General features: G+C 67.5%; 21 protein-coding genes. 9 read left to right on the top strand and 12 right to left on the bottom strand.

Annotation, left to right across the window (positions count from 1 at the left end; translation table 11 throughout):
• Positions 1 to 79: 79 nt before the first annotated feature.
• Entirely contained in the window at positions 80 to 1,276 is a 1,197-nt protein-coding gene (locus tag CR156_RS10210) for an MFS transporter (RefSeq protein WP_100552774.1), read from the top strand.
• A 548-nt stretch (positions 1,277 to 1,824) separates the two neighbouring features.
• Here the strand turns inward: CR156_RS10210 and CR156_RS10200 are convergent.
• Together CR156_RS10200 and CR156_RS10195 are read right to left on the bottom strand one after the other, a co-directional pair.
• Complete coding sequence (locus CR156_RS10200; protein WP_100552772.1) at positions 1,825 to 2,478, bottom strand: response regulator; 654 nt, start codon at positions 2,476 to 2,478, stop codon at positions 1,825 to 1,827.
• On the bottom strand, positions 2,471 to 5,503 hold the full coding sequence (locus CR156_RS10195; protein WP_100552771.1) for a sensor histidine kinase: 3,033 nt from the start codon (positions 5,501 to 5,503) through the stop codon (positions 2,471 to 2,473). Before CR156_RS10195 ends, CR156_RS10200 begins: the two co-directional genes overlap by 8 nt.
• 96 nt (positions 5,504 to 5,599) lie before the next feature.
• Here CR156_RS10195 and CR156_RS10190 point away from each other — a divergent pair, with 96 nt between their 5' ends.
• The 7 genes from CR156_RS10190 to CR156_RS10160 all read left to right on the top strand — a co-directional run bounded on the left by CR156_RS10190 (position 5,600) and on the right by CR156_RS10160 (position 12,384).
• Complete coding sequence (locus CR156_RS10190; RefSeq protein WP_100552770.1) at positions 5,600 to 5,932, top strand: hypothetical protein; 333 nt, start codon at positions 5,600 to 5,602, stop codon at positions 5,930 to 5,932.
• Between the two features lie 115 nt (positions 5,933 to 6,047).
• The gene (locus tag CR156_RS10185) at positions 6,048 to 6,428 is read left to right on the top strand and encodes a helix-turn-helix transcriptional regulator (RefSeq protein WP_223880144.1); all 381 of its coding nucleotides are present in this window, start codon (positions 6,048 to 6,050) and stop codon (positions 6,426 to 6,428) included.
• Positions 6,425 to 7,087 (top strand): hydrolase, encoded by a 663-nt coding sequence (locus CR156_RS10180; protein ID WP_100552768.1) that lies wholly within the window; start codon positions 6,425 to 6,427, stop codon positions 7,085 to 7,087. Before CR156_RS10185 ends, CR156_RS10180 begins: the two co-directional genes overlap by 4 nt.
• A gap of 2 nt (positions 7,088 to 7,089) precedes the next feature.
• On the top strand, positions 7,090 to 7,515 hold the full coding sequence (locus tag CR156_RS10175; RefSeq protein WP_100552767.1) for a DoxX family protein: 426 nt from the start codon (positions 7,090 to 7,092) through the stop codon (positions 7,513 to 7,515).
• Positions 7,516 to 7,634: 119 nt separating this feature from the next.
• Positions 7,635 to 9,482 carry an amidohydrolase gene (locus CR156_RS10170; RefSeq protein ID WP_207764218.1) on the top strand — a complete coding sequence of 616 codons (1,848 nt, stop codon included), beginning with the start codon at positions 7,635 to 7,637 and terminating at the stop codon, positions 9,480 to 9,482.
• Positions 9,461 to 10,744, top strand: coding sequence for an alginate export family protein (locus tag CR156_RS10165; protein WP_100552765.1), 1,284 nt, complete (start codon positions 9,461 to 9,463; stop codon positions 10,742 to 10,744). The genes CR156_RS10170 and CR156_RS10165 overlap by 22 nt, the downstream gene beginning before the upstream one ends.
• The gene (locus CR156_RS10160) at positions 10,738 to 12,384 is read left to right on the top strand and encodes an MFS transporter (RefSeq protein WP_100552764.1); all 1,647 of its coding nucleotides are present in this window, start codon (positions 10,738 to 10,740) and stop codon (positions 12,382 to 12,384) included. Before CR156_RS10165 ends, CR156_RS10160 begins: the two co-directional genes overlap by 7 nt.
• A 123-nt stretch (positions 12,385 to 12,507) precedes the next feature.
• On the opposite strand, the gene CR156_RS10155 is transcribed toward CR156_RS10160, so the two are convergent.
• Positions 12,508 to 13,332, bottom strand: a complete 825-nt coding sequence (locus tag CR156_RS10155; RefSeq protein WP_100552763.1) for an alpha/beta fold hydrolase — start codon at positions 13,330 to 13,332, stop codon at positions 12,508 to 12,510.
• A 192-nt stretch (positions 13,333 to 13,524) separates the two neighbouring features.
• Between CR156_RS10155 and CR156_RS10150 the strand changes: the two genes are divergently transcribed.
• Positions 13,525 to 13,914, top strand: a complete 390-nt coding sequence (locus CR156_RS10150) for a DUF4124 domain-containing protein (protein ID WP_100552762.1) — start codon at positions 13,525 to 13,527, stop codon at positions 13,912 to 13,914.
• Positions 13,915 to 13,969: 55 nt separating this feature from the next.
• Here CR156_RS10150 and CR156_RS10145 read toward each other — a convergent pair whose 3' ends face one another.
• The 9 genes from CR156_RS10145 to CR156_RS10105 all read right to left on the bottom strand — a co-directional run bounded on the left by CR156_RS10145 (position 13,970) and on the right by CR156_RS10105 (position 24,161).
• Positions 13,970 to 14,674, bottom strand: a complete 705-nt coding sequence (locus CR156_RS10145; RefSeq protein ID WP_100552761.1) for a DUF2968 domain-containing protein — start codon at positions 14,672 to 14,674, stop codon at positions 13,970 to 13,972.
• Positions 14,675 to 14,774: 100 nt separating this feature from the next.
• On the bottom strand, positions 14,775 to 16,925 hold the full coding sequence (locus tag CR156_RS10140; protein ID WP_100552760.1) for a TadG family pilus assembly protein: 2,151 nt from the start codon (positions 16,923 to 16,925) through the stop codon (positions 14,775 to 14,777).
• A gap of 8 nt (positions 16,926 to 16,933) precedes the next feature.
• Positions 16,934 to 17,395 carry a DUF3613 domain-containing protein gene (locus CR156_RS10135; RefSeq protein ID WP_100552759.1) on the bottom strand — a complete coding sequence of 154 codons (462 nt, stop codon included), beginning with the start codon at positions 17,393 to 17,395 and terminating at the stop codon, positions 16,934 to 16,936.
• The gene (locus tag CR156_RS10130) at positions 17,392 to 18,273 is read right to left on the bottom strand and encodes a tetratricopeptide repeat protein (protein ID WP_100554133.1); all 882 of its coding nucleotides are present in this window, start codon (positions 18,271 to 18,273) and stop codon (positions 17,392 to 17,394) included. Before CR156_RS10130 ends, CR156_RS10135 begins: the two co-directional genes overlap by 4 nt.
• Positions 18,274 to 18,278: 5 nt before the next feature.
• Complete coding sequence (locus CR156_RS10125) at positions 18,279 to 19,208, bottom strand: type II secretion system F family protein (RefSeq protein WP_100552758.1); 930 nt, start codon at positions 19,206 to 19,208, stop codon at positions 18,279 to 18,281.
• A 28-nt stretch (positions 19,209 to 19,236) separates the two neighbouring features.
• Positions 19,237 to 20,181, bottom strand: coding sequence for a type II secretion system F family protein (locus CR156_RS10120; protein WP_100552757.1), 945 nt, complete (start codon positions 20,179 to 20,181; stop codon positions 19,237 to 19,239).
• 2 nt (positions 20,182 to 20,183) lie between these two features.
• Entirely contained in the window at positions 20,184 to 21,533 is a 1,350-nt protein-coding gene (locus CR156_RS10115; protein ID WP_089235920.1) for a CpaF family protein, read from the bottom strand.
• The gene (locus CR156_RS10110; RefSeq protein WP_089235919.1) at positions 21,518 to 22,774 is read right to left on the bottom strand and encodes an AAA family ATPase; all 1,257 of its coding nucleotides are present in this window, start codon (positions 22,772 to 22,774) and stop codon (positions 21,518 to 21,520) included. Before CR156_RS10110 ends, CR156_RS10115 begins: the two co-directional genes overlap by 16 nt.
• Positions 22,775 to 22,802: 28 nt before the next feature.
• Complete coding sequence (locus tag CR156_RS10105) at positions 22,803 to 24,161, bottom strand: type II and III secretion system protein family protein (protein WP_100552756.1); 1,359 nt, start codon at positions 24,159 to 24,161, stop codon at positions 22,803 to 22,805.
• Between the last annotated feature and the right edge of the window lie 3 nt (positions 24,162 to 24,164).

Below are 24,164 nucleotides of genomic sequence, written 5' to 3'. Positions count from 1 at the left end.
ACAAGTATGTAAGTGAGCCTACTACAGACGCGCAGCGAATATAGGCACGCTACGCCCCACTTCTCTTCCGGATGCCCCCATGTCCACTCCCTCGCTCTCAACCATCACCACTGCGCCCAGCGCTGCGCCCGCCCCATCATTGGTGCTGGCCATGGCCGCCGGCGCGGGCTTCTCGGTGGCCTCGCTCTACTACAGCCAGCCGATGTTGGGCCTGATCGCCCAGGATCTTGGTGCCGGCGAGCGCGTCGTGGGCCTGGTGCCGACCCTGACCCAGCTGGGCTACGCACTGGGCATCCTGCTGCTGGCTCCGCTGGGCGACCGCTTCGACCGGCGCAACCTGATCCTGCTGAAGTCGGTGCTGTTGGCGTTGGCCCTGGGTGCGGCGGCCTTGGCCGGCCAGTTGCCTGGGCTGCTTGTTGCCAGCCTGCTGGTCGGGCTGATGGCCACGCTGGCGCAGGACATCGTGCCGGCCGCTGCGGTGCTGGCGCCGGATGCGCAGCGTGGGCAGGTGGTGGGCAGGGTAATGACCGGCCTGCTGCTGGGCATCCTGCTGTCGCGCGTGGTCAGCGGCGTGGTGGCCGAAGCCTGGGGCTGGCGCGTGCAGTTCGGCCTTGCTGCACTCTCGGTGCTGGCGATGGGCGCGGTGATGGCACGGGCACTGCCGCACTTCGCAGCGGCCAGCACGCTGCGCTACCCCGCGTTGCTGGGCTCGTTGCTGGCACTGTGGCGCGAGCAGCCGCAGTTGCGTCGCGCCGTGGCCAGCCAGTCGCTGCTGGCGGTGGGCTTCAGTGCGTTCTGGTCGACGCTGGCGCTGATGCTGCATGCACGGCTGGGTCTGGGCAGCGCCGCCGCGGGTGCGTTCGGTATTGCCGGTGCTGCGGGTGCATTGGCTGCGCCCGTTGCTGGCCGCTTCGCCGATCGCTTGGGCAGCCCTGCGGTAGCGCGGTTGGCGATCGCCGTCGCGCTGGCAGGCTTTGCCCTGTTGCTGGCCGAGTCCTGGCTGCCGGCCGCTGCGTTGCTGCCGTTGCTGGTGGTCAGCGCGTTGCTGTTCGATTTCGGTTTCCAGTCGGCGCTGGTCGCGCACCAGACCCTGGTCTACGGCCTAGTGCCGCCGGCACGCAGTCGCCTCAACGCGTTGCTGTTCACCGGCATGTTCATCGGCATGGCCGGCGGCGGTGCATTGGGCAGCCTGGCGTTGGCGCAGTGGGGATGGCAGGGCGTGGCGTGGCTGGCGACGATCTGTGCTGGTGGCAGCCTGCTGATCCGCCTGCGTTGAGGGGGTGTTCGGCAGGGCTGCGCCCTGCACCTGCAGAGGCCACTGCGCAAGCAACAGCAACAGCGTGCGTGCATTCCGTGGGAGGGCGTGGCGGTGTCGGATTGCGGGGACGCCGCAAGTACGTCCCTGTAGGCTTGGCCGCGCCATCCATGGCGCGGACACCCCGCAATCCGACACCGCCCCACCTTCGACAGTTTTCTGGTGTCTGATGGACCCATCCCGTGCTGGATGAATCTCCATCGAAATCTAATATTTCGACAATTGAACGAAGAGCACCCACGCATGGCGTGGATCTACGTGTCGACCAAGGTCGACACCTACCAAGAGCAGGTCATGTCATCCGGGCAGATCGCGGAGATCTGTCGAAGGCGGGGTGGGTCCGGTTGCGGGGGTGTCCGCGGCATGGATGCCGCGGCCAAGCCCCCAAGGATGGGTTTACGGCGTCCCCCGCAACCGGACCCACCCCGCCATCCCACGGGTAGCCCGCCTTTGACGTTGACGTTGACGTTGATTCGGCGGGTGCCGGGCGCAGCCCGGCCGAACCCCCCTCAATCCTGACCGGTGTCATCCAGGCTGATGATTCCGCGGCGCAGCGCCTGGGTTACCGCGTGGGTGCGGTCGCCGACGCCCAGCTTGTCCATCAGGCTCTTCATGTGCGCCTTCACCGTCTGCTCGGAAATCAGCATGCGTTCGCCGATGCGCTTGTTCGACAGGCCGCCGGCCACGTGGCGCAGTACTTCGGTTTCGCGCGGCGACAACCGGTCTTCCACGACATGCGCGGCGATGCTGGCCGCCACCTCTGCCGGTATCGGTGCGCGGCGGCCGCTGGCCACCATGCGGATGGTGTCCACCAGTTCGTGGCGCAGCGTGTCCTTCAGCAGGTAGGCGCTGGCCCCAGCCTGCAGTGCACGCACCGCACGCACATCGCCACGATAGGTCGTCAGCACGATGATGCGTGCACGTGGATCAAGCGCGCGGATCCGCACGATCGCTTCCACGCCGTCCATGCGTGGCATCTGCAGGTCCATCAGCACCACATCCGGTTGCAGCTGCTGGTAGCGGGCAAGCGCCTCTTCGCCATCGGCGGCTTCGCCGAGCAGGCGCAGGTCCGTGTGCGTGCTCAGCAATGCCGCCAAGCCATCGCGCAGCAGGGGATGGTCATCGACCACCAGTACGCCGATGGGAGGAAGGGATTCAGTCATGGGTGGGTCTGCTCCAGGGCCAGCGCCAGCGCGATGGACGGCGGTGATACAGGCGACGGGCCGGCACGGACAGCGCCACTTCGGTGCCCAGGCCCGGTCGGGTCCACAACTGCAGTTCCGCGCCCAGCCGATGTGCGCGCTCGCGCATGCCCTGCATGCCCCAATGACCGCGGCCGGCATCCTCGTCGGCAATGCCGACACCATCATCGCGTACGTGCAGCAGGAAGCAGCGCGTGCCGTAGGACAGCTCCACTTCGATGGCACTGGCCTGCGCATGCCGCAACGCGTTGCGGATGGCCTCGCGTCCGATCAGGAACACTTCTTCGGCGGCATCGGTCTGCAGGGGCGGGGGGCTGCCTTCCACGGTCAGGCGCAGCGGGTTGGTGCCTTGGCCCGCGTATTCGGCGTGCACATCGGCCAGCGCCGAGGCGAGGTCGCGACCGGCAAACGGTCCGTCACGGAGTGCGTTGACCCGTTCCCGGCCTTCGGCAAGATTCCGTTCGGCCAACTGCATCGCCGCCTCCAGCTGGGTACGCACCGGCTCCGGTGTATGCGAGGACTGGCTGATGGCGTGCAGCCGCAGGATGAGCCCCTGGCTGCCCTGCAGCAGGGTGTCGTGCAGGTCGCGTGCGATGCGTTCGCGTTCGCCGTTGCGCTCCTGCAGGCGCGCGCGGAACAGCATCGCGAGCTGGCCGCTGCGGATGCGGATGGCCAACATCAGCACGGCCAGCACCAGCACCACGCACAGCAACTTGAACCAGACGCTCTGCAGGAACGTGGGCGCGATCCGGAAGTTGCGGATGGCTGGCGTGCGGCTCCAGATGCCGTCCTCGTTGGCAGCCTCCACCTCGAAATGGTAATGACCCGGCGCCAGATTGGTGTAGTAAGCGCGCGTGCTGCCACCGGCGTCCTGCCAGCCGTCGTCCACGCCGGACAGGCGGTAGCGATAGCGGTTGCGCTCGGGCCGCGCCAGCGACAGCGCGACATAGTCGATCTGCAGCTGGGAGGTTCCGGCCGGCAGGCGCAAGCCCTCCTGCAACGGCGTCTGGGTGGTGCCATACAGCACGTCGCCGATGCGCACCCCGGGGGCCATGCTGTTGATGTGCGGCTGCAGGGTATCCAGCCACGCCAGGCCCTGGTTGGTGGCCAGCCACAGCAGGCCGTCGGCGGCCAGTACGGCGGTCGGGATGGGGCCGCTTTGCAGGGCAATGCCGGGCATGCCATCGACGGCATCGAACAGGCGCGGGGCAACGGGCTGGCCGTCGCGCAGTGCGCTGCGCAGGGTAGCGACTTCGAGCCGCACCAGGCCGCGGCTGCCGTTGAGCCAGAGTCGCCCTTGGGCATCGGCGACCATGCCGGTAATGCCTTCGAGGATGCCGGTGGTGTTGGTGCGTACGGGCAGGAAGCGGCCGTTGCCGAGGCGCGCGGCCAGGCCCGCCTCACCGGCAACCAGCAGTAGATCGTCATGTTGCAGCAGCGCGGTTATCGGGCCGACTGACAGCCCCTGTGCCGCGCCGAACGTGGCGATCGATGCGGTATCCAGACGGCGCAGCGTGCCGTCGGAATAGCCAAGCAGCAGCGCGTCGTCGCTGGCACGCGCCAGCGACGAGCAGGCCTGCTCGGGCAGCCGCGTCTCGCGTCGCCAGCGGTCATCCGCGTACTGCAGCACCGCCTGCTCACCGGCGCAGACCCAGGCCTGGTCATCGTCGGCAAACAGCAGGGCATGCAGGGGCTGGCCGGTGAACGGTGCGGGCAAGGGAATGCGCGTGGTGTGGCCGCCCACCGTGCGCGCGAGGTTGATCCAGTCGAACTGCCAGACCGGCGTGGGCGCCCGCTGCGCGGCGGCCTGCAACTGCACCGCGCTACCGGCCAGCAGCGGGCGCTGCAGGTCGAACAGCTTGAGGTCTTCGCCATAGCCGTACACGCGGCCATCGCTGCCGCGTACCAGCGAGCGGTAAGGATCGCTGGGGCCGACGGCCAGCGTCTGCACGCTGCGGGCGCGGAAGCGGTTGAGGCCGAGGTTGGTGCCGACCCAGAGGTTGCCTTCGCGGTCAGCGATGACCGGCACCGCCGAGGTCGCGGTGAGGCCCTGCGGTGTGTCGAAGCGCTCGATGCGCACGGCCTGCTGGCCATCGAAGGTGACGCGGGCGACGCCACCGTGCGGGCTCATCGTGGCCCAGAGTGCGCCATCGGCGGTGAACTGCAGCCGCGCGGCTACCAGGTCCGGCATGCGCCGCGCTTCGCGCTCGCTGGGGGGCAGCAGCCCCTGCGCGTTGGCCAGTGGTGAAGTGCCGCGGATGCGGTCGGCCAGCCAGATCTCGCCCTGCGGGCTTTCCACCAGGGTTGCCATCTGCGAGACGGCGATGCCGGTGTTTTCAAATGCGGTCTTTCCCGCCGCGCGCTTCCAGATGTGCAGGTCGGCCAGCACCCAGAAGGTGCCGTGGCTGTCCTGCAGCAGCCATTGCACACGACGTCGTGGCACGCCTTCATCGGCGGCTGGAGCCTGCCAGCGTTGCCCGTCGAACCAGCGCAGGCCACCATTGACTGCCGCCCACAGGCGTCCGTTGTGGTCATGCGCGAAGCGCGGGACCACGCCCACCGGCACGCCCTGCGCTCGCCCGAAACTGCGCAGCCGCTGAGGCGAGAACTGGCTGATGCCGGCCTGGAAATAACCGATCCACAGGCCGTCGCCCTCGCCATCGAGGCCGAGCGTGACCATGTTGGTGGAGGGGAATCGGGTGCCAGCCGGTGCCGCCTGGCGCTCGAAACGGCGACCGTCGAAGCGGTACAGGCCCGAGCCGGTCGCCAGCCACAGCATGCCCTCACGATCCTGGGCGATGTCCCAGATATCGCCGGGCGCCCCTTGGCCCACCCGCCACGCGGTGTGCTGGTAGCTGGGCATGCCGTCGCTGATCACTGGGTGCTGTGCAGCGAGCACGGGCAGGGCGATCCACAACAGCAGGCACGACAGCAGCGCCGGCAGGCGACGCGGGAGAGGGAAGATGTGGCCACGCATGACGCGCATTCTGGCAGGTGCGGGGCAGGCACAGGTGACCCGAATGGGGTAGGCGCGATGCACCGGGGTCGGCTATCACGCCGACATGGAAGATGGAGCCCGGCGATGCAGCGCTTGTATGTGATGTTTCCCGATCGCGGTCCGGGCCTGGGATTGTTGTGGCTGAGAGTGTGCGTGGCCGGCGCGCTGTTGCTGCCAGGCACTGCTGCAGGTGGGTTGTGGTGGCTGTGCCTGGCGGCAACGGGCTTGCTGTTGCCCGGCCTGCTGACGCCGCTGGCGGTTGCGCTGGCGGTGCCGGGGCTCTATTGGCAGGGCGCGGCGTTGCCATGGTCGCTGCTGCCGTTGGCACTGTTGCTTCTGGGGCCGGGCGCCTATTCGCTCGACGCGCGCCTGTTCGGCCGGCGACGGTTGCGACGGCCGCCTCCCCCGATCGGGTGAGTGTTGACCTCGACCGTTGGGGGTAGGGCGCCGATGGCTGGCGCCGCACCATGGGCCACCCCCGCTGCGGCGCCCGAGCATGGTTACCGTCCTTTCGCCCGCCCAGCCCATGCCCATGCTGGCGCCCCAGCAGTCGGCCGCCCTGCAGCGTGCGCTGCGCTACATCGATGAGCACCTGTCGCAGCCGCTGCGGGTCACCGAGCTGGCCGAGGTCGCCTGCGTCAGCCGTTTCCATCTGGTGCGCCTGTTCCGCAGTGGCACCGGTGCCAGCCCGCTTCGCTATGTACGTCGACGGCGCATTGAACGTGCGCGGCAGCTGCTGGCGACCCACCGGCAGTCGATGACCTGCCTGGCCCAGCATCTCGGTTTTTTCGACCAGAGCCATTTCGTCCGCAGCTTCCGCGCCGAGACCGGCTGCAGCCCCGGCCAGTATCTGGCCGGCGATGCGGCGCTCGCACTTCCCCTTGTTGTTTCCTCCACTGGAGTCCACCCATGAACCTCGCCACCGCCACCGCCACCCCCGCCAAAGCACTGCTGTCACCCACCGACCACGCCCTGATCCTGATCGACTACCAGTCGCAGATGGCATTCGCCACCCACACCATCGACATCTCCGCGCTGCGCAACAACGTGTCGTTGATCAGCAAGGGCGCGAAGGGCTTCAACGTGCCGGTGCTGCTGACCACGGTGGCCGAGAAGTCATTCTCCGGCCCGATGTTCCCGGAGCTGCCGGTGATCTTCCCGGGGCAGGCGGTGTTCGATCGCACGTCGATGAATACCTGGGAAGACCAGCCGGTGATCGATGAGGTGAACCGCATCGGCAAGCGTCGGCTGGTGCTGGCCGGACTGTGGACCAGCGTCTGCATCGTCGGCCCGACGCTGTCGGCGCTGGAGCAGGGGTTCGAGGTCTATGTGATCACCGATGCCTGCGGCGATGTGAGCGAAGAGGCGCATGAACGCGCGATCACCCGCATGGTGCAGGCCGGTGCAGTGCCGATCACCAGCGTGCAGTACCTGCTGGAACTGCAGCGCGACTGGGCGCGCGGTGAGACCTACGACCTGACCACCGGCATCGCTCGCGACCATGCGGGCGGCTATGGCGTCGGCATCCAGTACGCCAAGACCATGTTCGGCGCGCAGGAAGGCGGGCGCTGAGCGTGCGCGACGGCCATGGCCTCGACCTGGCCTTGCTGATCCTGCGGGTGGCGGCGGGAGGATTCCTGCTGCCGCACGCGCTGGGGAAACTGTTCGGCTGGTTCAACGGGCCTGGCCTGGCGGGCTTTGCCGGCGAACTGCGTGGCTTCGGTCTGCCTGCGGCGGCTCCTCTGCCACTGCTTCTTGCGCTGCTGCAGGTGGTGGCCGGCACCGCAGTGATGCTGGGCTGGCAGGCCCGGATCGCCGCGCTCGTGGCTGCCGCGTTCATCGCCTTCACCGCACTGCTGGCGGTGCCCAAAGGGTGGTTTTGGATGCGCGGCGGTGCCGAGTATCCGTTGTTGTGGACGCTGGCATTGCTGGCCATCGCCCTGGCCGGGCCCGGCGCGTGGGCGGTGGATGGGCTGGTTCTTTCTGGAGACATCGCATGAGCAACGACCCTCTCGATCCTGGCCGCCGCAACGTGGTATTGGCCACCGGTGCCGCGCTGGCGCTGGGCTTGGCTGGTGGCACCGCCGCAGCCATCGAATCCCCTTCCAAGGAACGTCGCATGAGCACGCTGGTCATCCGCAACGCACGCATCACCACCCTCGACCCGCAGCAACCGCATGCGCAGGCATTGGCCGTGCAGGAGGGGCGCATCGTCGCCGTCGGCAGCGATGAACAGATCATGCGCGACTGGGGCAGCGAAGCTACCCTCATCGATGCACAGGGACGGCGCCTGGTGCCGGGTCTCAATGACAGCCATACGCACCTGATTCGCGGCGGCTTGAACTACAACCTGGAGCTGCGCTGGGACGGCCTGCGCTCGCTGGCCGATGCGATGGCCATGCTGAAGGCGCAGGTTGACCGCACGCCCGCACCGCAGTGGGTGCGCGTGGTAGGGGGATTCACCGCCACCCAGTTCACCGAGAAGCGCCTGCCGACCCTGCAGGAACTGAACGACATCGCCCCGGATACGCCGGTGTTCCTGCTGCACCTGTATGACCGCGCGTTGCTCAACCGCGCCGCGCTGCGTGCCTGCGGCTATACCAGGGAAACACCCGATCCGCCCGGCGGGCAGATCGTGCGCGATTCGCTGGGCAACCCGACCGGCCTGCTGCTGGCCAAGCCGAACGCGCTGATCCTGTATGCGACCCTGGCCAAGGGGCCGAAACTGCCGATCGAATACCAGGCCAATTCCACCCGCCATTTCATGCGCGAGTTGAACCGCCTGGGCATCACCTCGGTGATCGACGCCGGCGGTGGCTTCCAGAACTACCCCGAGGACTACCAGGTCATCGAGCAGCTGCATCGCGATGATCAGCTGACCGTGCGCATCGCCTACAACCTGTTCACCCAGAACAAGGGCAGCGAGGTCAGCGATTTCCGCGGCTGGAGCGAGATGCTGCAGCCGCGCCAGGGCGATGACCTGCTGCGCCACAACGGTGCCGGCGAGATGCTGGTGTTCTCGGCAGCCGATTTCGAACTGTTCAACGAGCCGCGCGCGGAACTGCCGCCGGAGCTGGAGCCGGAACTGCACGACGTGGTCAAGCTGCTGGTGGAGAAGCGTTGGCCGTTCCGCATCCACGCGACCTACGACGAGAGCATCAGCCGCATCCTCGATGTCTACGAACAGGTCAACCGCGAGGTGCCGTTCGATGGCCTGCACTGGTTCATCGACCACGCCGAGACCATCACCCCGCGTAACATCGAGCGTATCCGCGCCTTGAACGGCGGCATCGCCGTGCAGCACCGCATGGCCTACCAGGGCGAGGCGTTCGTGCAGCGCTATGGCGTGCAGGCGGCGCGGCACACGCCACCGGTGAAGCGGATGCTGGCCGAGGGCGTACCGGTCGGCGCCGGTACCGACGCCACCCGCGTGGCCAGCTACAACCCGTGGGTGGCGCTGTCGTGGCTGGTGACCGGGCGCACCGTCGGTGGCCTGGCCCTGTACGGTGATGAAAACCTGCTGGAACGTGAGCAGGCTTTGCGCTTGTGGACGCAGGGCAGTGCCTGGTTCTCCGGCGACGAAGCGGTGAAGGGCACGCTGAAGGCGGGCCAGCTGGCCGACTTCATCCTGTTGTCGGCGGACTTCTTCCGTGTCGATGAGCCGCAGATCGCCGACATCACCAGCTTGTTGACCGTGGTGGGTGGCCGCATCGTGCATGGCGACGGCGACTACGCCGGGTTGGCGCCGCAGCTGCCTCCAGCAATGCCGGACTGGTCGCCGGTGAACCGGTTCGGTGGCTACCACGTCGGCGGCGCCGCCACTGGCTTGGCGGCGACCCATCATCACCATCACGGCGCCGCCTGCAGCACCCATGGTTCGCACGGCCATGCGGCCCGCCATGCCGCGCCAACCGATGACCTGACCGCGTTCTGGGGCGCGATGGGATGTTCGTGCTTCGCATTCTGACCCTGGCTTCACTGGCGTTGCCTTCGTTGGCACTGGCCTGCGACGGTGGCGCCTGTGCCGCGGTTGGCGATGGCCAGTTGCAGTGGGATGCATCGCTGCGCCTGCGTGGCATGTACTACGACCCGAGCCGGTTCGGCGTTGGTGGCGGCGAGGATGGCTATGGCCTGCTGCGTGCGCTGGCATCAGCCAGCTTCGCCCGCGATGACTGGCAGGCGAAGCTGCAGCTGGGTGCGCATGCCGAGCGCGGCAAGGCCGGTGGCCCAGGTCGAACCGATCGCGGTGCGTTGGACGTACAGCAGGTGTACTGGCGCTGGGCTGGCGCTGGCATGCACGTGCAGCTGGGCCGGCAGGAAGCGGGCTATGGCAGCTCGCGCCTGCTGTCGGTGCGCGATGGGCCGAACATCCGCTTGGCGTTTGATGGTGCACGGGTAGGTTGGCAGGGCCGGCGGGGCGCGCTGGACCTGATGGCGCTGCGCCCAGTGGAGAACCGCGCGGGCGCGTTCGATGACCGCGGTGAGCGCGGTGCACACCTGATCGGCGTGTATGCGACGACGGCGAAGGGCGCAGGCAGTAGTCAGTGGGATCTCTATCTGCTGGACTATCGCCGCGAGGGCGCGCGCTTCGCCGCAGGCAGCGGTACCGAGCGGCGGCAGACCCTGGGCGCGCGCTGGTTCGGCCAGTCCGGTGCGCTGGACTGGAACACCGAGCTGGTGGTGCAGGGCGGTGAGCTGCGGGCCGTGACCGGCGATCTCGACGTCCGCGCGTGGACCCTGGCCACCGATACCGGCTGGCGCTGGGCCCGGCTGCGGCTGCAACCGCGCCTGGGCCTGAAGGCCGATATCGCCAGCGGCGATGCAGATCCGCGAGATGGCCGGCTCGGCACGTTCAATGCACTGTTTCCCAAATCCGCCTATTTCAGCGAAGCCAGCCTGTTGGCACCGGCCAACCTGATGGATCTTCAACCGACACTGGCGCTGCGCCTGCATGACGCGGTGACCACCGAACTGGGTGTACAGCTGGCCTGGAAGCAGCGGCGCGCCGATGCGGTCTACACCACGCCGGCACCGTTGGCTGCGCTGCCCGGCAGTACCGGTGGCGCACGCCGCATCGGCACCCAGTACAAATCCGAAACCCGCTGGCAGGTCAATGACCGCTGGCAATGGCAGCTGCAGCTGGCCTGGGTCGATGCGGGCCCTGCACTGAAGCAGGCCGGTGGCCAGGACACGCTGTTCGCCTCAATCGTTGGAGCATGGCAATGGTGAACGCATCCGCGTCACAACACTCCCCACAGGCCGATGGCGCCTGGTCGCCGCTGAAGATCCGCATGTTCCGTTCGATCTGGCTGGCGATCCTGGCCAGCAACATCGGTACCTGGGTCAACGACGTCGCCGCCGCCTGGGTGATGGCCGAACGCACCGGTTCGGCGTTGATGGTGGCACTGGTGCAGTCGGCCACCACCGTGCCGATCGTGCTGCTGGCGCTGGCTGCCGGCACCCTGGCCGACATCGTCGATCGCCGGAAGTACCTGCTGTTCACCCAGGGCTGGATGCTGCTGGTGGCGGCAGTGACGGCGGTGCTTGCGGCGATGGATCTGCTGACGCCACAACTGCTGGTGCTGCTGACTTTCTGCATGGGCTGCGGCGCGGCGATGGCAATGCCGGCGCAGGCCGCGATCGTCTCCGAGCTGGTGCCGCAACCGATGCTGGCTTCGGCAGTGGCACTCAATTCCATCGGCATCAACATCGCCCGTTCGATCGGTCCAGCCATCGGTGGCGTGATCGTGGCCCAGCTGGGTGCGGTATGGGCCTTCGGGTTCAATGCCATCACCTTTGCGGCAATGCTGTTCGTGGTGTGGGGCTGGAAGCGCGATCCGAAGGCGTCCAGCCTGCCTCCCGAAGGGTTCGGTGCTGGCCTGAAGGCAGGTCTGCGCTATGCCAGCCGTGCCGGGCGGCTGCAGGCAGTACTGATCAAATCGGCTGGTTTCTTCTTCTTTGCCGCAGCGATGAACGCGATGCTGCCGGTGGTGGTGCGCGGACAGATGCACGGTGGGGCAGGACAGTATGGCGTGCTGCTGGGCTGCATCGGCATCGGTGCGGTGGGCGGCGCACTGCTGCTGCCGAAGCTGCGGGCGAAGCTCGACCGTGACCTGCTGGTGCTGCTGGCCACCTTGTCGCTGGCTGCAAGCCTGGCCGGCCTGGCCCTGACCCGCAGCTGGTACGTGTTGCCGCTGGTGATGCTGGTCAATGGCTTCGCCTGGATCACCGTACTGTCTTCGTTGCAGATCGCTGCACAGACCGCGGTGCCGGCCTGGGTGAGAGCACGGGCGCTTGCCCTGTACATCATGGTGTTCTCGGCCGGCATGGCGGCCGGTGGCCTGAGCTGGGGCGCGCTGGCGCAGCGCACATCGCCGGAACTGGCATTGCTGGTGGCCGCCGCAGGCGCGGTCATCGGCGGCCTGCTGGTATGGCGCGTGCGCATAGCCGGTGCCGAAGATCTGAACCTGAGCCCGGCCGGCCACTGGCCAGCGCCGGAGCTGTCGGTACCGGTGTCCAATGATCGCGGGCCGGTGCTGGTGACCATCGAATATCGCATCGATGCCGCCGACCGTGCCGCGTTCCAGGCGCAGATGCGCACGCTGGGGACGATCCGTCGGCGCGATGGCGCCGTGGTCTGGGGCGTGGTCGAGGATGTGGCGACCCCGGGCATCCATCTGGAATATTTCGTGGCGGCGTCGTGGTTGGAGCACCTGCGCCAGCACGAGCGCATCACCGCCGACGACAAGGCGATCCAGGAGGCGCTGCGCGCGCTGCACCGCGGTGAGCGTGCCCCGGTGGTGCGTCATTTCGTCGGCGGCCATGATCCGCTGCCGGCGGCGGCGCCTCATCACCACAGCGACATCTGATGGCCCCGTGGTAGAGCTGGCCGCTGGCCGGCTGAACGCGGTTTCGGTCGAGGTTGATGCGGTTGCCGGCCAGTGGCCGGCATTACCGCAGGAGCGGCGGCGCCGGAGCGCCGCCGCGCTACGTCACTTGCGTGCGAACGCCAGCAGGTCGGCGTTGAACTGGTCGGCATGGGTGAGGGTGAGGCCGTGCGGTGCGCCGGCGTACACCTTCAGTTCCGCGTCCGTGATGATCTGCGAAGACAGCTTGGCGGAGGCGTCGAACGGCACGATCTGGTCGTCATCGCCGTGCACCACCAGGGCCGGCACGTCGATCTTCTTCAGGTCTTCGGTGTAGTCCACTTCCGAGAATTCGTGGATGCAGTCGTACTGGCCCTTCACGCCGCCCAGCATGCCCTGCAGCCAGAAGGAATCACGCATGCCTTCGGTGACGCTGTTGCCATCACGATTGGCGCCGAAGAACGGCGTGGCCAGGTCCTTGAAGAACTGCGAACGGTCGCCGCCGGTGCCTTTGCGGATGCCGTCGAACACCTCCAGCGGCGTGCCGGCCGGATTGCCGGCGGTCTTCAGCATCAACGGCGGCACGGCGCCGACCAGCACCACCTTGGCCACGCGCGCGCTGCCATGGCGGCCGATGTAGTGGGCCACTTCGCCACCGCCGGTGGAATGGCCGACCAGGATCGCGTTCTTCACGTCCAGCGCATCCAGAACGGCAGCGAGGTCGTCGGCGTAGGTGTCCATGTTGTTGCCGTCCCAGGTCTGGCTGGAGCGGCCATGGCTGCGACGATCGTGGGCGATCACCCTGTAGCCGTTCTGGCCCATGAACAGCATCTGCGGGTCCCAGGCGTCGGACGACAACGGCCAGCCATGGGCGAATACGACAGGCTGGCCGGTGCCCCAGTCCTTGTAGAAGATGCGGGCGCCATCGTTGACGGTCACGAAATTGCTCATTGCAGGTTCCTTGGCGGAAGGGAGGGAAGACGCCTGCGGGTTCGCCGGCGCCTGCGGCAGTACAGCGCACGATGTGCCGTGTGCATTGCACGGCTGTGGCGGATTGACGGGTTCGTTGCGCTGACGCGACTCGCTCTGGCGGCAGGTCGGTACTGATGGCAACCATGGTCATCGGACGCGCGAGGGCCAGTCATGAAGATGACGATATGGGGAGTACTGCCTGGACTGCTGTTGGCGGCTGTCGCAATGGCGCAGACCAACGTCTACAAATGCACCGATGGTGACCAGCCGGTCTACCAGCAGACGCCCTGCCAGGGTCGGGCGGAGTGGCGCTGGGAAGTGCCCAGCGCCGAATCGAAGGCGCGCGGGCCGTTACCTTCGGCCGTGTCGCCTGCCCGCCGTGGCGCCACGCGGATACCACGGCGCGGGCGCGCGCAGGCCGCACTGATATCGATCACGGCCGACCCGCAAGCCTGCGATCGGGCGCGCCAGCAGCAGGTGAAGACGCTGGCCAAGCCGCGTAGGCTCGACTACCTGCAGCGCAGGCAGCTGGATGACGCAGTACGCGAGGCCTGTCGTTGAGCACAATGAAAAACGGCACCCGAAGGTGCCGTTCTGGTCTGCAGCCGGGTAGGCCTCAGTGGCCGTCGCTGGAGGCGGCCGGCGCCGCTGCCGCATCCGGCTTGGGCAGGCTCAGCTCCGGGTTGCCCTGTTCGGCCTGCAGGATCTGGATCCGGCGCTGCAGCGCATCGAGCTGGCTGTTGGTGCTCTGCACGTCGGTGCTCAGGCTGACCGCCTGCTGCTGCGCCTGCTGCAGCGCTGCGCTGACCTGCGCCGACTGCGCCTGCTGCTGCTCCATTTCCTGCTGCAGGGTGCGCAGGCGTTCTTCGTTGTAGGCCACCAGGCGCTCGGTGTAGCGCTTGCCGGCTTCCAGCCGGGTGGTGTCGATGTAGACCTGCGCCAGCTGTTCGGACTGCTGCGCGAAGGTGCGGTAGACACGCTCGGCGTTGTCGACGGCATCGGTCTTGATCACCCGCCAGAAGTTCTTCTCCTGGAACAGGGCCACGTAGTAGGTCAGGGTATTGGCGTTGAACAGCAGGCTGGCGCCGTAGTTGCCGTTGTAGGTGGTACGCAGCTCGGTGAGCTGCTGCGCATCCATCAACTGCTTGAGTTCGTCGACGGTGTTGCGTACCACCGGTGCGGCCTTGGCCGGCTCGACGGTGGCAGTGCGATCGCCACGTGCGGCCAGCGCCGACGGCGCCACCACGATCATGGCCACGGCCAGCAGTGCTGCGCCGCGCGGATACCGGGCGAAGACGGTGCCCCCTGAAGTTTCTCGCATGTCTAGACCATCCACGGATGTAGTGTGGGTTGAGTTGAAAGTGGTTCCCCGCCGCGAGTCTAGCATGGGCACGGGCGCCGCCAACCCGCGCCCGCGCGGGTCAGAAGACCAGCTGCGCCGAGCTGCACTGGATCGACTGCATGCTGACATCGGTGCGGCCCAGTTCCAGCCCGAGCAGGCTGGCCAGGGTATTGGTCAGCAGGGTGCCGACGCTGTTGAGCACCGGCTTGAGTGCCGCCAGCACCGGATTCAGCAGCGCGCACAGCAGGCCGCTGCAGGTCACGTTGTTGCCCGGGGTGGTCACGCCGCCGCCGTTCTGGCCGTCGAGGAATCCTGCCGGGGCGGTCTGGATATAGGACGCCAGGTTGGTGCGAACGCAACCGTTGTAGTCGATCAGGTTGCCCAGCAGGCTGTCGCAGCGGTTGATCAGCAGGCCGCCAACCAGCGAGCCAAGCAGGCCGTCGAGCAACCCAAGGCCCTGGCCGGTCACGGTGGTGCGGTAGCCCGTCCACACCGAGCCATCTTCCCAGCAGGTGGTCAGGCCAAGCAGGCACGGCTTGGGTACACCTTTGGGGACTGTCCAGTTGCCCAACGGTGCGAGGTTGCGTGACGGATCGCCATCGCGCAGCAACGGAATCACCTGGTCCACGTTGTAGCGCCCGCCGCTGGGGAAGGCGGCCTGCAGATAACGGTCGGCCAATGCCTTGGCGGTGTCATTGGCGTTCATGCCCTGCTTGGGCGAACTGAGCATGCCTGACAGCACGCGCAGCAGTTCGTTGACCAGATCGGACACGGCGGTGCCGACGGCCAACGGGTTGATCCGGGTCGAGCCGGTCTGGCCGGCCGCCAGGGTCAGGCTCTGCGTGCTGGTCAGCGCCGGCAGGGTGATCTTGTCGTTGATCAAGGGCTGCCCCAGCAGCTTCAACAGCTGCTCGTTCTGCAGGGTCGCGTCACAGACGTTGCTTTTGGAGAAACGATCGGCTGCGTTGACCTTGCCGACGCAGGCGCGCAGCACCGAGGAATCGACCTGGACGGTGGCCGTCGGTGGCGTCGCCCCGCACTGGATGCTGGTCAATGTTCCCATCGCATTGGCCACATCCACGTGCAGTGGCAGATGCAGGCGGGTGCCGAGCAGGTTCAACAGCGGACCGATCGCGAACAGGCGGTCGCTGTCGACGTCCACCATCAGCCGCACCTGCGCGTTGTACGCACGTGCGCCGACACCTCCGATGGCGATCGACGGCGGCTCCACCACGCCGGCCTTGATGTCGATGCCCAGCAGGTTCAAGCCCTGCACCTGCACGCCATTGCCATCGTTGGCGATGGAGATCGCGGCGGTGACAAGATCCAGCACATTGACCCGTGATTCCAGCGCGCTGCCGATGGTGCCGTCCGGTGAGATCACCTGCGCGAACAGGCCGCCGCCGCCGTTCTGGCTGCCCAGCAGAATATTGAGCTGGTTGATGTCCAGGCGGGTGCCGACCAGGTTGGACAGCGCCTGCAGCTGTACGCCGACGGCGGTCTCGCGGCCGACTACCGTGGCGGTGGCATTGACCAGCTGCGCCAGCGAGATGCGATTGATCGACAGCAGCCGGTTGAAGTCGGCCACGCTGAGGTCAGCGGTGACCGGGATGCCCAGTGCAGCCAGCAGCCCCGACGGGGTAATGGTCGCTTGGGCCAGGCCGTCGTAGGACAAGACCGTCGCGTTGGTGACGTCCAGGCCGACCAGGCGAAGGGTCGCCATCAAGGGGGAGTTGCCATTGGTGCGCAGCAGCTGCGAACCCACCGCGAACACCGCGGTGGGTTCCGAGCGCTTGGCCACGGCCTGCACGCGCAGGGTGGGCAACGTGCGGTTCTGGCCGAAGAACGGCAGCACGCCGCGTTCGGCAACGACGCGCACCGCGTTGCGTGGATTGCTGGCGTCCACGCTCGGGCTGAAGTGGTCAGCCGTTCCGCGGGTGGCATTCCAGTTGCCACACTGGATCTGCACCTGGCCGCGGAAGCGGTTCTGCGAGAGTGCGCTCTGCCGGGCCGCACTGTTGTCGGCATTGCTGGCGTTGCACAGGTCGAGCCGTTGTGCGCCTGCCAACGCGGCCAGATCGACCACCTTCTGTGCATCGCGCTTGGCCCAGAACAGGAAGCCGATCTCGATCAGGCCGAGCATTGCCAGCAGCGCGATCATCACCAGCATCATGGTGACCGACATACCGCCGCGCGGGCGACTGAAGCTGATGTGGCGTGCTCGGTTCATGGCAGACCTCAGCGTCCGGATCGGGAGGATCCTGCGGACTTGGCGACGTCGGTTTCGAAGAATTGCGGGATGTCGTACTGGAAGCTCTTCAGGTAACGCGCGTAGCTGGATGTGGCCTGGTCGCCGAGGATCGGCAGGCGGGCGCCGGCTACCTCGCCGGAGGCCTGCAGGCGGAACAGGCTGCGGGTGGTGTCGCCGATCTGCGAGGTGTTGGGCCGCAACTGCGTGCCGCCGAAATCGGGTGCAGCTGCAGCTGCAGGGGCTGGCGGAGGCGGTGGAGCCTGTTCCTGCGATACGTCCACGGTGGCCAACGGCTCGCTGTGCAGAGGCGCGGCGGTCGGCGCGGGCGCAGCGCCGCCCAGCATCTGCCCGGTCAACGGTTGCTGCGGCGTCTGCGCCTGCACAACCGCAGCGAAAGACAAGCCGGCAAGCATCGGCAACAGGCAGCGGATCAGCGGCGTCGAGGTCATGGCGTGTTCCCGTTGGGATGGTCGGTGGTGCCGAAGCGTTCCAGCATCGAGGGTGGCAGTCGTGACGGGTCGCGTTGGTCCCGGCCATCGCGGCGGGGTTCGGCGGCCAGGCGCGGGCCTGCGGCGGGTGGGCTGGCGGTTACCGAAGCGACCGGTCGCGTCGCTGCCGCCGCAGCACTGGCGGCTGCCTGCCGTTGCTGCAGCCGCGTACGGATCTGCAATGCCTGCTGCTCGACGCTGCGGCGCGTTTCCTCGCTGAAGCTGGCCTGCTGGGCCAGTCGTTCGACGGTGGCCGTGTCGCCACGCAGCAGCGCCCACAAGGCCAGGTTGGCGGTGGCTTTGGCGTTGCCCGGCGACAGTTCCAGCGCCTTGGCCAGCGGCTCGCGCGCCTGTTCGAAGCGACCGGCGCGCAGCCGTGCATAGCCGAGGTCGCCCAGGTAATCGGTGTTCAGGGGATTCAGCTGGGTGGCACGTGCGAGTGCCTGCTCGCCGCCGTCGTCATCATCACGGAGGGCGGCGATCAGGCCGATGCCATGCGCGGCGGCCGCGGCCTGTGGGCCGTTGCCGAGTTCGCGGTACAACGCCAGCGCTGCATCGATCTGGCCGGTCTGGCGCAGCGCATCAGCCTGCAGCAGGCGCAGTGCCGGGGTATCGCCGTAGCGCTGACGGAAGGCATCCACGTGCGCCAGCGAGGCGTACCAGGCGCCCTGCAGCTGCATGCGCTGGATCAATTCCAGATAGGCGTTGCGACTGTCCTGCGGGGCCGGCGTCGGCTCGGCCAGGCTCGGCGCGCGCAGGTATTTCGGCGTGCTGGAGCTGCAGCCGGCAGCGGCGGCAACCAGGGCAAGCAACAGGCAGGCGGGGCGCAGGACAGGCATGAAGGTCATCCCATTTTCGACAAGGTAGTGGCCAGCGCGACCAGCGCCGGTCCGGCCAGCACCAGCATCAGTGCCGGCAGCAGCGTCAGCATCATCACCACGGTCATCTTCACCGAGAGCTTGCCGACCTTTTCCTTCAACGCGTTGCGGCGCTGCTCGCGCAGGCGGATGCTGAACTGGCGCAGCGGTTCCTGCACGGCACCGCCATGCGCGTGCACCTGCAGGATCAACTGCACGAGGCTGGACAGGTCGTCGTCGCCGTATACATCGCTCAGCCGCCGCAGGGACTGCGCGCGCGTGCGTCCGTGGGTGTAGGACACATTTGCTTCCTGGATTTCCCCGCCCAGTACCGGCAGTGCGTCGCGCAGCTTGTCACCCAGTGTCTGCAGGCTCTGGTCCATGCTGAAGCCCACGCCCTGCAGCAGCCGCAGCAGGTCGATCAACAGCGGTAGTTCATTGTTCACGGCACGCCGCCGCCGCTTGACCCACGCACTGAGCGCGAACTTCGGCAGCAGCAGGCCGGCAGCGAGCGCGCCGATCACCACCATGATCCTGGACAGTCCCGTGGCATCGCTGATCGCCAACGCAATACCCAGCACCAGCACCGCCAGCAGCAGGCGCAGGCCCAGGTAGATGGCGGTGCCGCGGCGGGTGTTCCAGCCAGCCAGGTCCAGCAGCAGGCGATCTTCACCGGCCAGCAGCGCCGTTTCCAGGCGGCCGCCGCTCAGTCCGCGACCGAACTGCTCCAGCCAGCCGAGTGAATCCTTGCGCGCATCGGTACCGGCCTCATCGCTTTCGCGTGGACGCAGCGCCGTTTTCAATGTTGCCGCGCTGCGGTCCTCGCGATGGCCGCGCACCCAGCTGCCAAGCCCCAGCAGGGCCACACCGGCGGCCAGCACCAGCAGGGCGGCCACGAACCAGATGCTGGCGCTCATTGGATGCCTCCTGTGTGGACGGGGATGTTCATAGCGATTTGGCCAGGCGGTACAGCAGGAAGGCGCCGGTCAGTTCCATGCACAGGGCGATCAACAGGATCTTGTGGCCCAGCGGATCGTGCAGCACCGGCTGGAAGAATTCGGGGCTGGAGATCGCCATCAACACCGCGCTGGCCGGTGGCAGCAGGCCCAGTACCCAGGCCGACATGCGGGTTTCAGACGTGGTCGCGGCCAGTTCCTGCTGGGCCTGTTCGAGGTCACGCATGAAGTCGCCCATGCGCTGCAGGATCTGGTCGGCACGGCCACCGATGCGCACGCTCACCCCCATCACCACCGCCAGTACCTTCAGCACGTCCATGCGGTAGGGCTGTGCAGCGAGGTTGAGCGCGCGGTCCAGGTCCATGCCGCCACGGGCATAGCGCACGGTGGTGTCGAGCAGGCCACGCAGCGGTGCGTTGGTCTGCATCGAGGCGACCTGGAAGGCGGCCTGCAGGCTGTTGCCGAGGGCGGTCAGGCGTACCAGGTTGTCGAGGAAGTCCGGAAGCTGGTGCAGCAGCTGCGCCTGCAGCTTGCCGGTGCGGCGCATCAGCCACAGCCAGCAGCCCAGCAGGTACAGCAGCAGGGTCAGGGGGAACATCCAGGCGGTGCCCAGCCGCAGCACCGCGAATGCGGACAGGGCGATGCCCGGCAGCAGCATCAGCAGTGGCAGCTTCCAGCCAGGCGTCAGGCCGGCACGTTGCAGCTGTCCGTCCCAGGGCAGGGTGCGCCGACCAGGTGCAGGCAACGGGGCCTGCCGCGCCGCGTCGGCGGTGGTACTGGCACCAGGGCCGGTGCCGCGCGCCAGCTGCTGCTCGGCATGCTGCAGGGAGGCCTGGCGCTGTTCGCGGCTGTTGGCCGTCCCCCACAACCACACGGCCAGCGCCAGCAGCACCGACACGATGCTCAGCACACCCAGCAGCAGGCCGGTACTCATGCTCAGAAGTCTCCGTACAGGGATTCGCGCAGCAACTGCCGGAACGGCTCCAGCTTGTGCGAATGCGGCTGGAAGCCGAGGCCGATCCAACGGTCGGTTTCCTTGCCGCTGCCATCGATCTGCACTTCGTGGCGGAACATCTCCTGGGTGGTGATCAGGTTGTCGCTGACACCGGTGATTTCGGTGATCGACACCAGCACGCGGCGGCCGCTGCCCAGGCGCGAGATCTGCACGATGAAGTCGATGGCACTGGCGATCTGACGCCGCAGGCTGTCCTCGCTGCCCTGGAAGCCGGCGAAACCGGCCAGCATCTCGATGCGGTACAGGCAGTCGCGCGGCGAGTTGGCGTGGATGGTGGCCATCGATCCGTCATGGCCGGTGTTCATCGCCTGCAGCATCTCCAGCACCTCGGCGCCACGCACCTCGCCGACCACGATGCGGTCGGGACGCATACGCAGGCTGTTGCGTACCAGGTCGCGGATGCTGACCGCGCCCTGGCCCTCGGCGCCACCGATGCGGCTCTCCAGGCGCACCACATGCGGGTGGTTGAGCGAGAGCTCTGCGGTGTCTTCCACGGTGATGACGCGTTCGTTGGCCGGCACATAGCTGGCCAGCGCATTGAGCAGCGAGGTCTTGCCCGAGCTGGTGCCGCCGGAGACCAGGATGTTGCAGCGGCCCAGCACCATCGCCTTCAGCAGCGCCTGCATCGGTGCATCGAAGGTGCCCTTGGCCAGCAGCTCGTCGGGGGTGAAGGGGTCCTTGCGGAACTTGCGGATGGACACCATCGGCCCGTCCACCGCCAACGGCGAGATGATCGCGTTGAGGCGACCGCCATTGGGCAGGCGCGCATCGACCATCGGATTGGAATCATCCAGGCGGCGGCCGAGCGGGGCGATGATGCGGCGCAGGATGCGCAGCAGGTGCGTGTCGTCGGTGAAGCGCTGTGGCGCGCGTTTGAGCTGCCCGCCCTGGGACACATGCACATCCTTGAAGCCATTGATCAGGATGTCTTCGATGGTGGGGTCATGCAGCAGGTCATCGAGCGGGCCGAACCCGGTCAGCTCCTTGACCAGGCCTTCGGCCACCACCTGCATTTCTTCTTCGTTGATGGGGATGCGCCATTCCTGGATGAAACTGACCGTCTGCACCTCCACCCAGCGGGCGATGGTGTCAGGGGCCCAGGAATCGATGTCGATGCGCTCGTCTTCGATGCTGTTGAGCAGGTGCTCGTGCGCGGCCGACAGCACCTTCTGGTACTGCTCGGTCTGTGCGAACGGCAGGCTGCCCGGTGCATGTTCCGGCACCGAGTTGCGGGCGACAACGTGCGGGAACGGGGTCACTTTGTCTTCCATTGCGATCCACCCAGGGCAAGGGCAAGTCTTTCCCGCAGGCCATGCGCCTGGACCGGGCAGGCAGCCGGATCCAGGCGTTGCACCAGCGGGGCGAGGGCACGCAGGTACGGGTCGCGCGGCGCATCCTGCAGCAGCAGATGACCATGGCTGGCAGCCGTGCGTACCCGTGGCCGCTCGGGCAGGGTGGCCAGCAGCGGCAGCTCGAAGCGGCGCGCGATCTGTTCGGGGCTCATGCCACTGTTGTCGTCGTGGCGGTTGATCAGCAGCTGCAGCCGCTTCTCGCGATCGCGCTGGCCGGAAAGGTGCTTCAGGGCGTGGTCCAGCGACACCAGCGTGGCGATCGATGCATCGGCCACCAGCCAGATTTCATCAGCCTGGTCCAGCAGCAGCGGTGGCAACTGCCGTAGCGGACAGCCGCCGGCATCGCACAGCACGCTGGCGAACACGCTGCGCAGGCGCTGCAGCAGCGCGCCAGGGTCGGACGGCGGCAGCGCGTCGCTGCCACTGGCGCGATCAAGCAGGACCAGGCCGCTGGGATGCCGGGCCATCGCGGTGCGCGCCAGGGTGGCATCGATGCGGCTGGCATTGCGCAGCGCATCTTCGTAGTGGAAGCGGCTGTCCAGGTTGAGGTACAGGGCGAGGTCGCCGGCCGGCTGCGCCAGCTCCATCAGCAGCCCGTCCTGCACCGCTGCATCGCCCTGGGCCAGGGTATGGGTCTGTTGTGCGAGCACCGACAGATGTGCAGCCAGGGTGCTGGTGCCGACGCCGGCGCGCACGCCCAGCAGCACGATCAGCCGCGCCTTGTGCGCCTGCTGTGCGCTTGCGGCGGGCCGCGGTGACAGGGCGCGACGCAGGGCGGCCTCGATGCCGGTGTTGTCACTGTCCAGGTCCAGCACATCGCGCAGGCCGGCGCGCAGCGCCATCACCACGCCTTCAACCTGGCCGGCGCTGGTGGCGCCCACCGCCACCAGGGTCAATTCCGGTTGGGTCTGCTGCAGCTGCTGCGCCAGCACCGTTGATGCGGACGCATGCTCCGGGCGGAAGTCGAGCAGCACCAGGTTCTGCGGGCCACGCTGCAGGTCCTGTGCCGAGGTCGGTTCGCCGCTGTCCTGCCAATGCAATGCCGTGGCCGGCGGCAGCTTGGCAGCCAGGCGCGGCAGCAGTTCGCGGTCGATCCCGTACAGGACCAGGTTCATCGGTGGTCCTTGCGGGTGCAGCGGCAGGGCAGTGGCGTAGGGCATGGGCGTGGTACCGGAGACGTCATGTGGGTCAGCGCGAGAAACCGGGCACCGGGTCGCGGCTGATCGGGCCAAGCAGCCACGCGCCCCATTCGGGCATGTTCGGCTTGGCCTCGCGATCGCCGGGCAGCGGCAGTTCGGTATTGCGGGCAATCGGCTGTACCAACCGCGGCGTGACGATGATCACCAGTTCCTTGTCCTGGCGCTTGTAGTCGAAGTTGCGGAAGAACGTACCGATGATCGGCAGGTCACCGAGCAGGGGAATCTTGTTGACCGTCGACGCCACGGTGGAACTGACCAGGCCGCCGATGACGAAGCTCTCGCCATCGCCAAGCTCGACAGTGGTATCTGCGCGGCGGGTGGTGATCGAAGGGATCTGCACGCCGTTCAGCGCGATCGAATTGGTGTAGTCCAGGTCGCTGGCTTCCGGCGCGACCTTCAACGCAATGCGGTTCGGTGAGAGCACGGTGGGGGTGACGGTCAGGCCGATGCCGAACGGCTTGTAGGTGACCGTGGTCGTGCCGAGACCCTGCGGCTCCAGGATCGGCAGTTCGCCACCGGCCAGGAAGCTGGCGCTCTGCCCGGACAGCGCAACAAGGGTAGGCTCGGCCAGTACGCGCGCCATGCCGTTGGCCTGCAGCAGGTCGACGTCGGCGTTCCACAGGCCCTTGGTCGAACCAAACACCAGCCGGAACGCCGAGGAGATCGGCGATTCGCTTTCGTTGCTGGACTCGCCTTCCTTCATGCCCGGGAGGATGCCGGTGTTGCCTGGCAGCTGCCCACCCGGTCGGGCGAATCCATAGGCGAAGCCGCCGTTGCGGTTCTGGAAGTTGATGCCGATCTGCTTCAGCGCCGTCTTGTTGAATTCGACCACCTTGACCTCGACCTGCACCACGCCGCCGCTGCTGATGGTGGAGGCGTCGGCCAGGCTGCCGTCCTTGCCCAGCGCCATCACTGCGGTCTTCTGTTCCTGCATGTGCGCCAGCACACTGTCGCTGCTTCCCTGCAGGAGCCCTTGATGGTCTTGTTGGGTGAACACCAGCCCGCTGGAACCGGTATCGGCAGCGCCTTGCACGGCACTCTGCACGCGCACCTGCACACGCTGCGGTTCGCTCTGCTTGCGGTGCCACAGCAGCAGGGTGGTGGTGCCCGGTGCTTTGCCGACCAGCAGTGCCTGGCGCGCGCCGCGCAGCATCACGATGTCAGCCACGCCGGGGTCGGCGATGGCAACCCGTTCCAGGTCGGCCGGCAGCGTCCACGGCCGCTGTTCGCGGGTCTGCAGCAGCAGATCGTCGGCAGCCACGCTCGCACCCGGTGCCAGCAGCACCAGCAGCAGGGCCAGCCAGCGCTGGCGGACAGTGGGGCGTAGGCAGTAGCGACGTTCAGTCATGTG

It is taken from the genome of Stenotrophomonas lactitubi, from assembly GCF_002803515.1.
GTDB lineage: Bacteria > Pseudomonadota > Gammaproteobacteria > Xanthomonadales > Xanthomonadaceae > Stenotrophomonas > Stenotrophomonas lactitubi.
This window is presented reverse-complemented; position numbering and strand designations above follow the sequence as displayed.

Bases quoted from the DNA above. Each gene is read 5' to 3' on its own strand.
- CR156_RS10210 (WP_100552774.1), top strand. From the start codon at position 80: ATGTCCACTCCCTCGCTCTCAACCATCACCACTGCGCCCAGCGCTGCG.
- CR156_RS10200 (WP_100552772.1), bottom strand. From the start codon at position 2,478: ATGACTGAATCCCTTCCTCCCATCGGCGTACTGGTGGTCGATGACCAT.
- CR156_RS10195 (WP_100552771.1), bottom strand. From the start codon at position 5,503: ATGCGCGTCATGCGTGGCCACATCTTCCCTCTCCCGCGTCGCCTGCCG.
- CR156_RS10190 (WP_100552770.1), top strand. From the start codon at position 5,600: ATGCAGCGCTTGTATGTGATGTTTCCCGATCGCGGTCCGGGCCTGGGA.
- CR156_RS10185 (WP_223880144.1), top strand. From the start codon at position 6,048: ATGCTGGCGCCCCAGCAGTCGGCCGCCCTGCAGCGTGCGCTGCGCTAC.
- CR156_RS10180 (WP_100552768.1), top strand. From the start codon at position 6,425: ATGAACCTCGCCACCGCCACCGCCACCCCCGCCAAAGCACTGCTGTCA.
- CR156_RS10170 (WP_207764218.1), top strand. From the start codon at position 7,635: ATGAGCACGCTGGTCATCCGCAACGCACGCATCACCACCCTCGACCCG.
- CR156_RS10165 (WP_100552765.1), top strand. From the start codon at position 9,461: ATGTTCGTGCTTCGCATTCTGACCCTGGCTTCACTGGCGTTGCCTTCG.
- CR156_RS10160 (WP_100552764.1), top strand. From the start codon at position 10,738: ATGGTGAACGCATCCGCGTCACAACACTCCCCACAGGCCGATGGCGCC.
- CR156_RS10155 (WP_100552763.1), bottom strand. From the start codon at position 13,332: ATGAGCAATTTCGTGACCGTCAACGATGGCGCCCGCATCTTCTACAAG.
- CR156_RS10150 (WP_100552762.1), top strand. From the start codon at position 13,525: ATGAAGATGACGATATGGGGAGTACTGCCTGGACTGCTGTTGGCGGCT.
- CR156_RS10145 (WP_100552761.1), bottom strand. From the start codon at position 14,674: ATGCGAGAAACTTCAGGGGGCACCGTCTTCGCCCGGTATCCGCGCGGC.
- CR156_RS10140 (WP_100552760.1), bottom strand. From the start codon at position 16,925: ATGAACCGAGCACGCCACATCAGCTTCAGTCGCCCGCGCGGCGGTATG.
- CR156_RS10135 (WP_100552759.1), bottom strand. From the start codon at position 17,395: ATGACCTCGACGCCGCTGATCCGCTGCCTGTTGCCGATGCTTGCCGGC.
- CR156_RS10130 (WP_100554133.1), bottom strand. From the start codon at position 18,273: ATGCCTGTCCTGCGCCCCGCCTGCCTGTTGCTTGCCCTGGTTGCCGCC.
- CR156_RS10125 (WP_100552758.1), bottom strand. From the start codon at position 19,208: ATGAGCGCCAGCATCTGGTTCGTGGCCGCCCTGCTGGTGCTGGCCGCC.
- CR156_RS10120 (WP_100552757.1), bottom strand. From the start codon at position 20,181: ATGAGTACCGGCCTGCTGCTGGGTGTGCTGAGCATCGTGTCGGTGCTG.
- CR156_RS10115 (WP_089235920.1), bottom strand. From the start codon at position 21,533: ATGGAAGACAAAGTGACCCCGTTCCCGCACGTTGTCGCCCGCAACTCG.
- CR156_RS10110 (WP_089235919.1), bottom strand. From the start codon at position 22,774: ATGCCCTACGCCACTGCCCTGCCGCTGCACCCGCAAGGACCACCGATG.
- CR156_RS10105 (WP_100552756.1), bottom strand. From the start codon at position 24,161: ATGACTGAACGTCGCTACTGCCTACGCCCCACTGTCCGCCAGCGCTGG.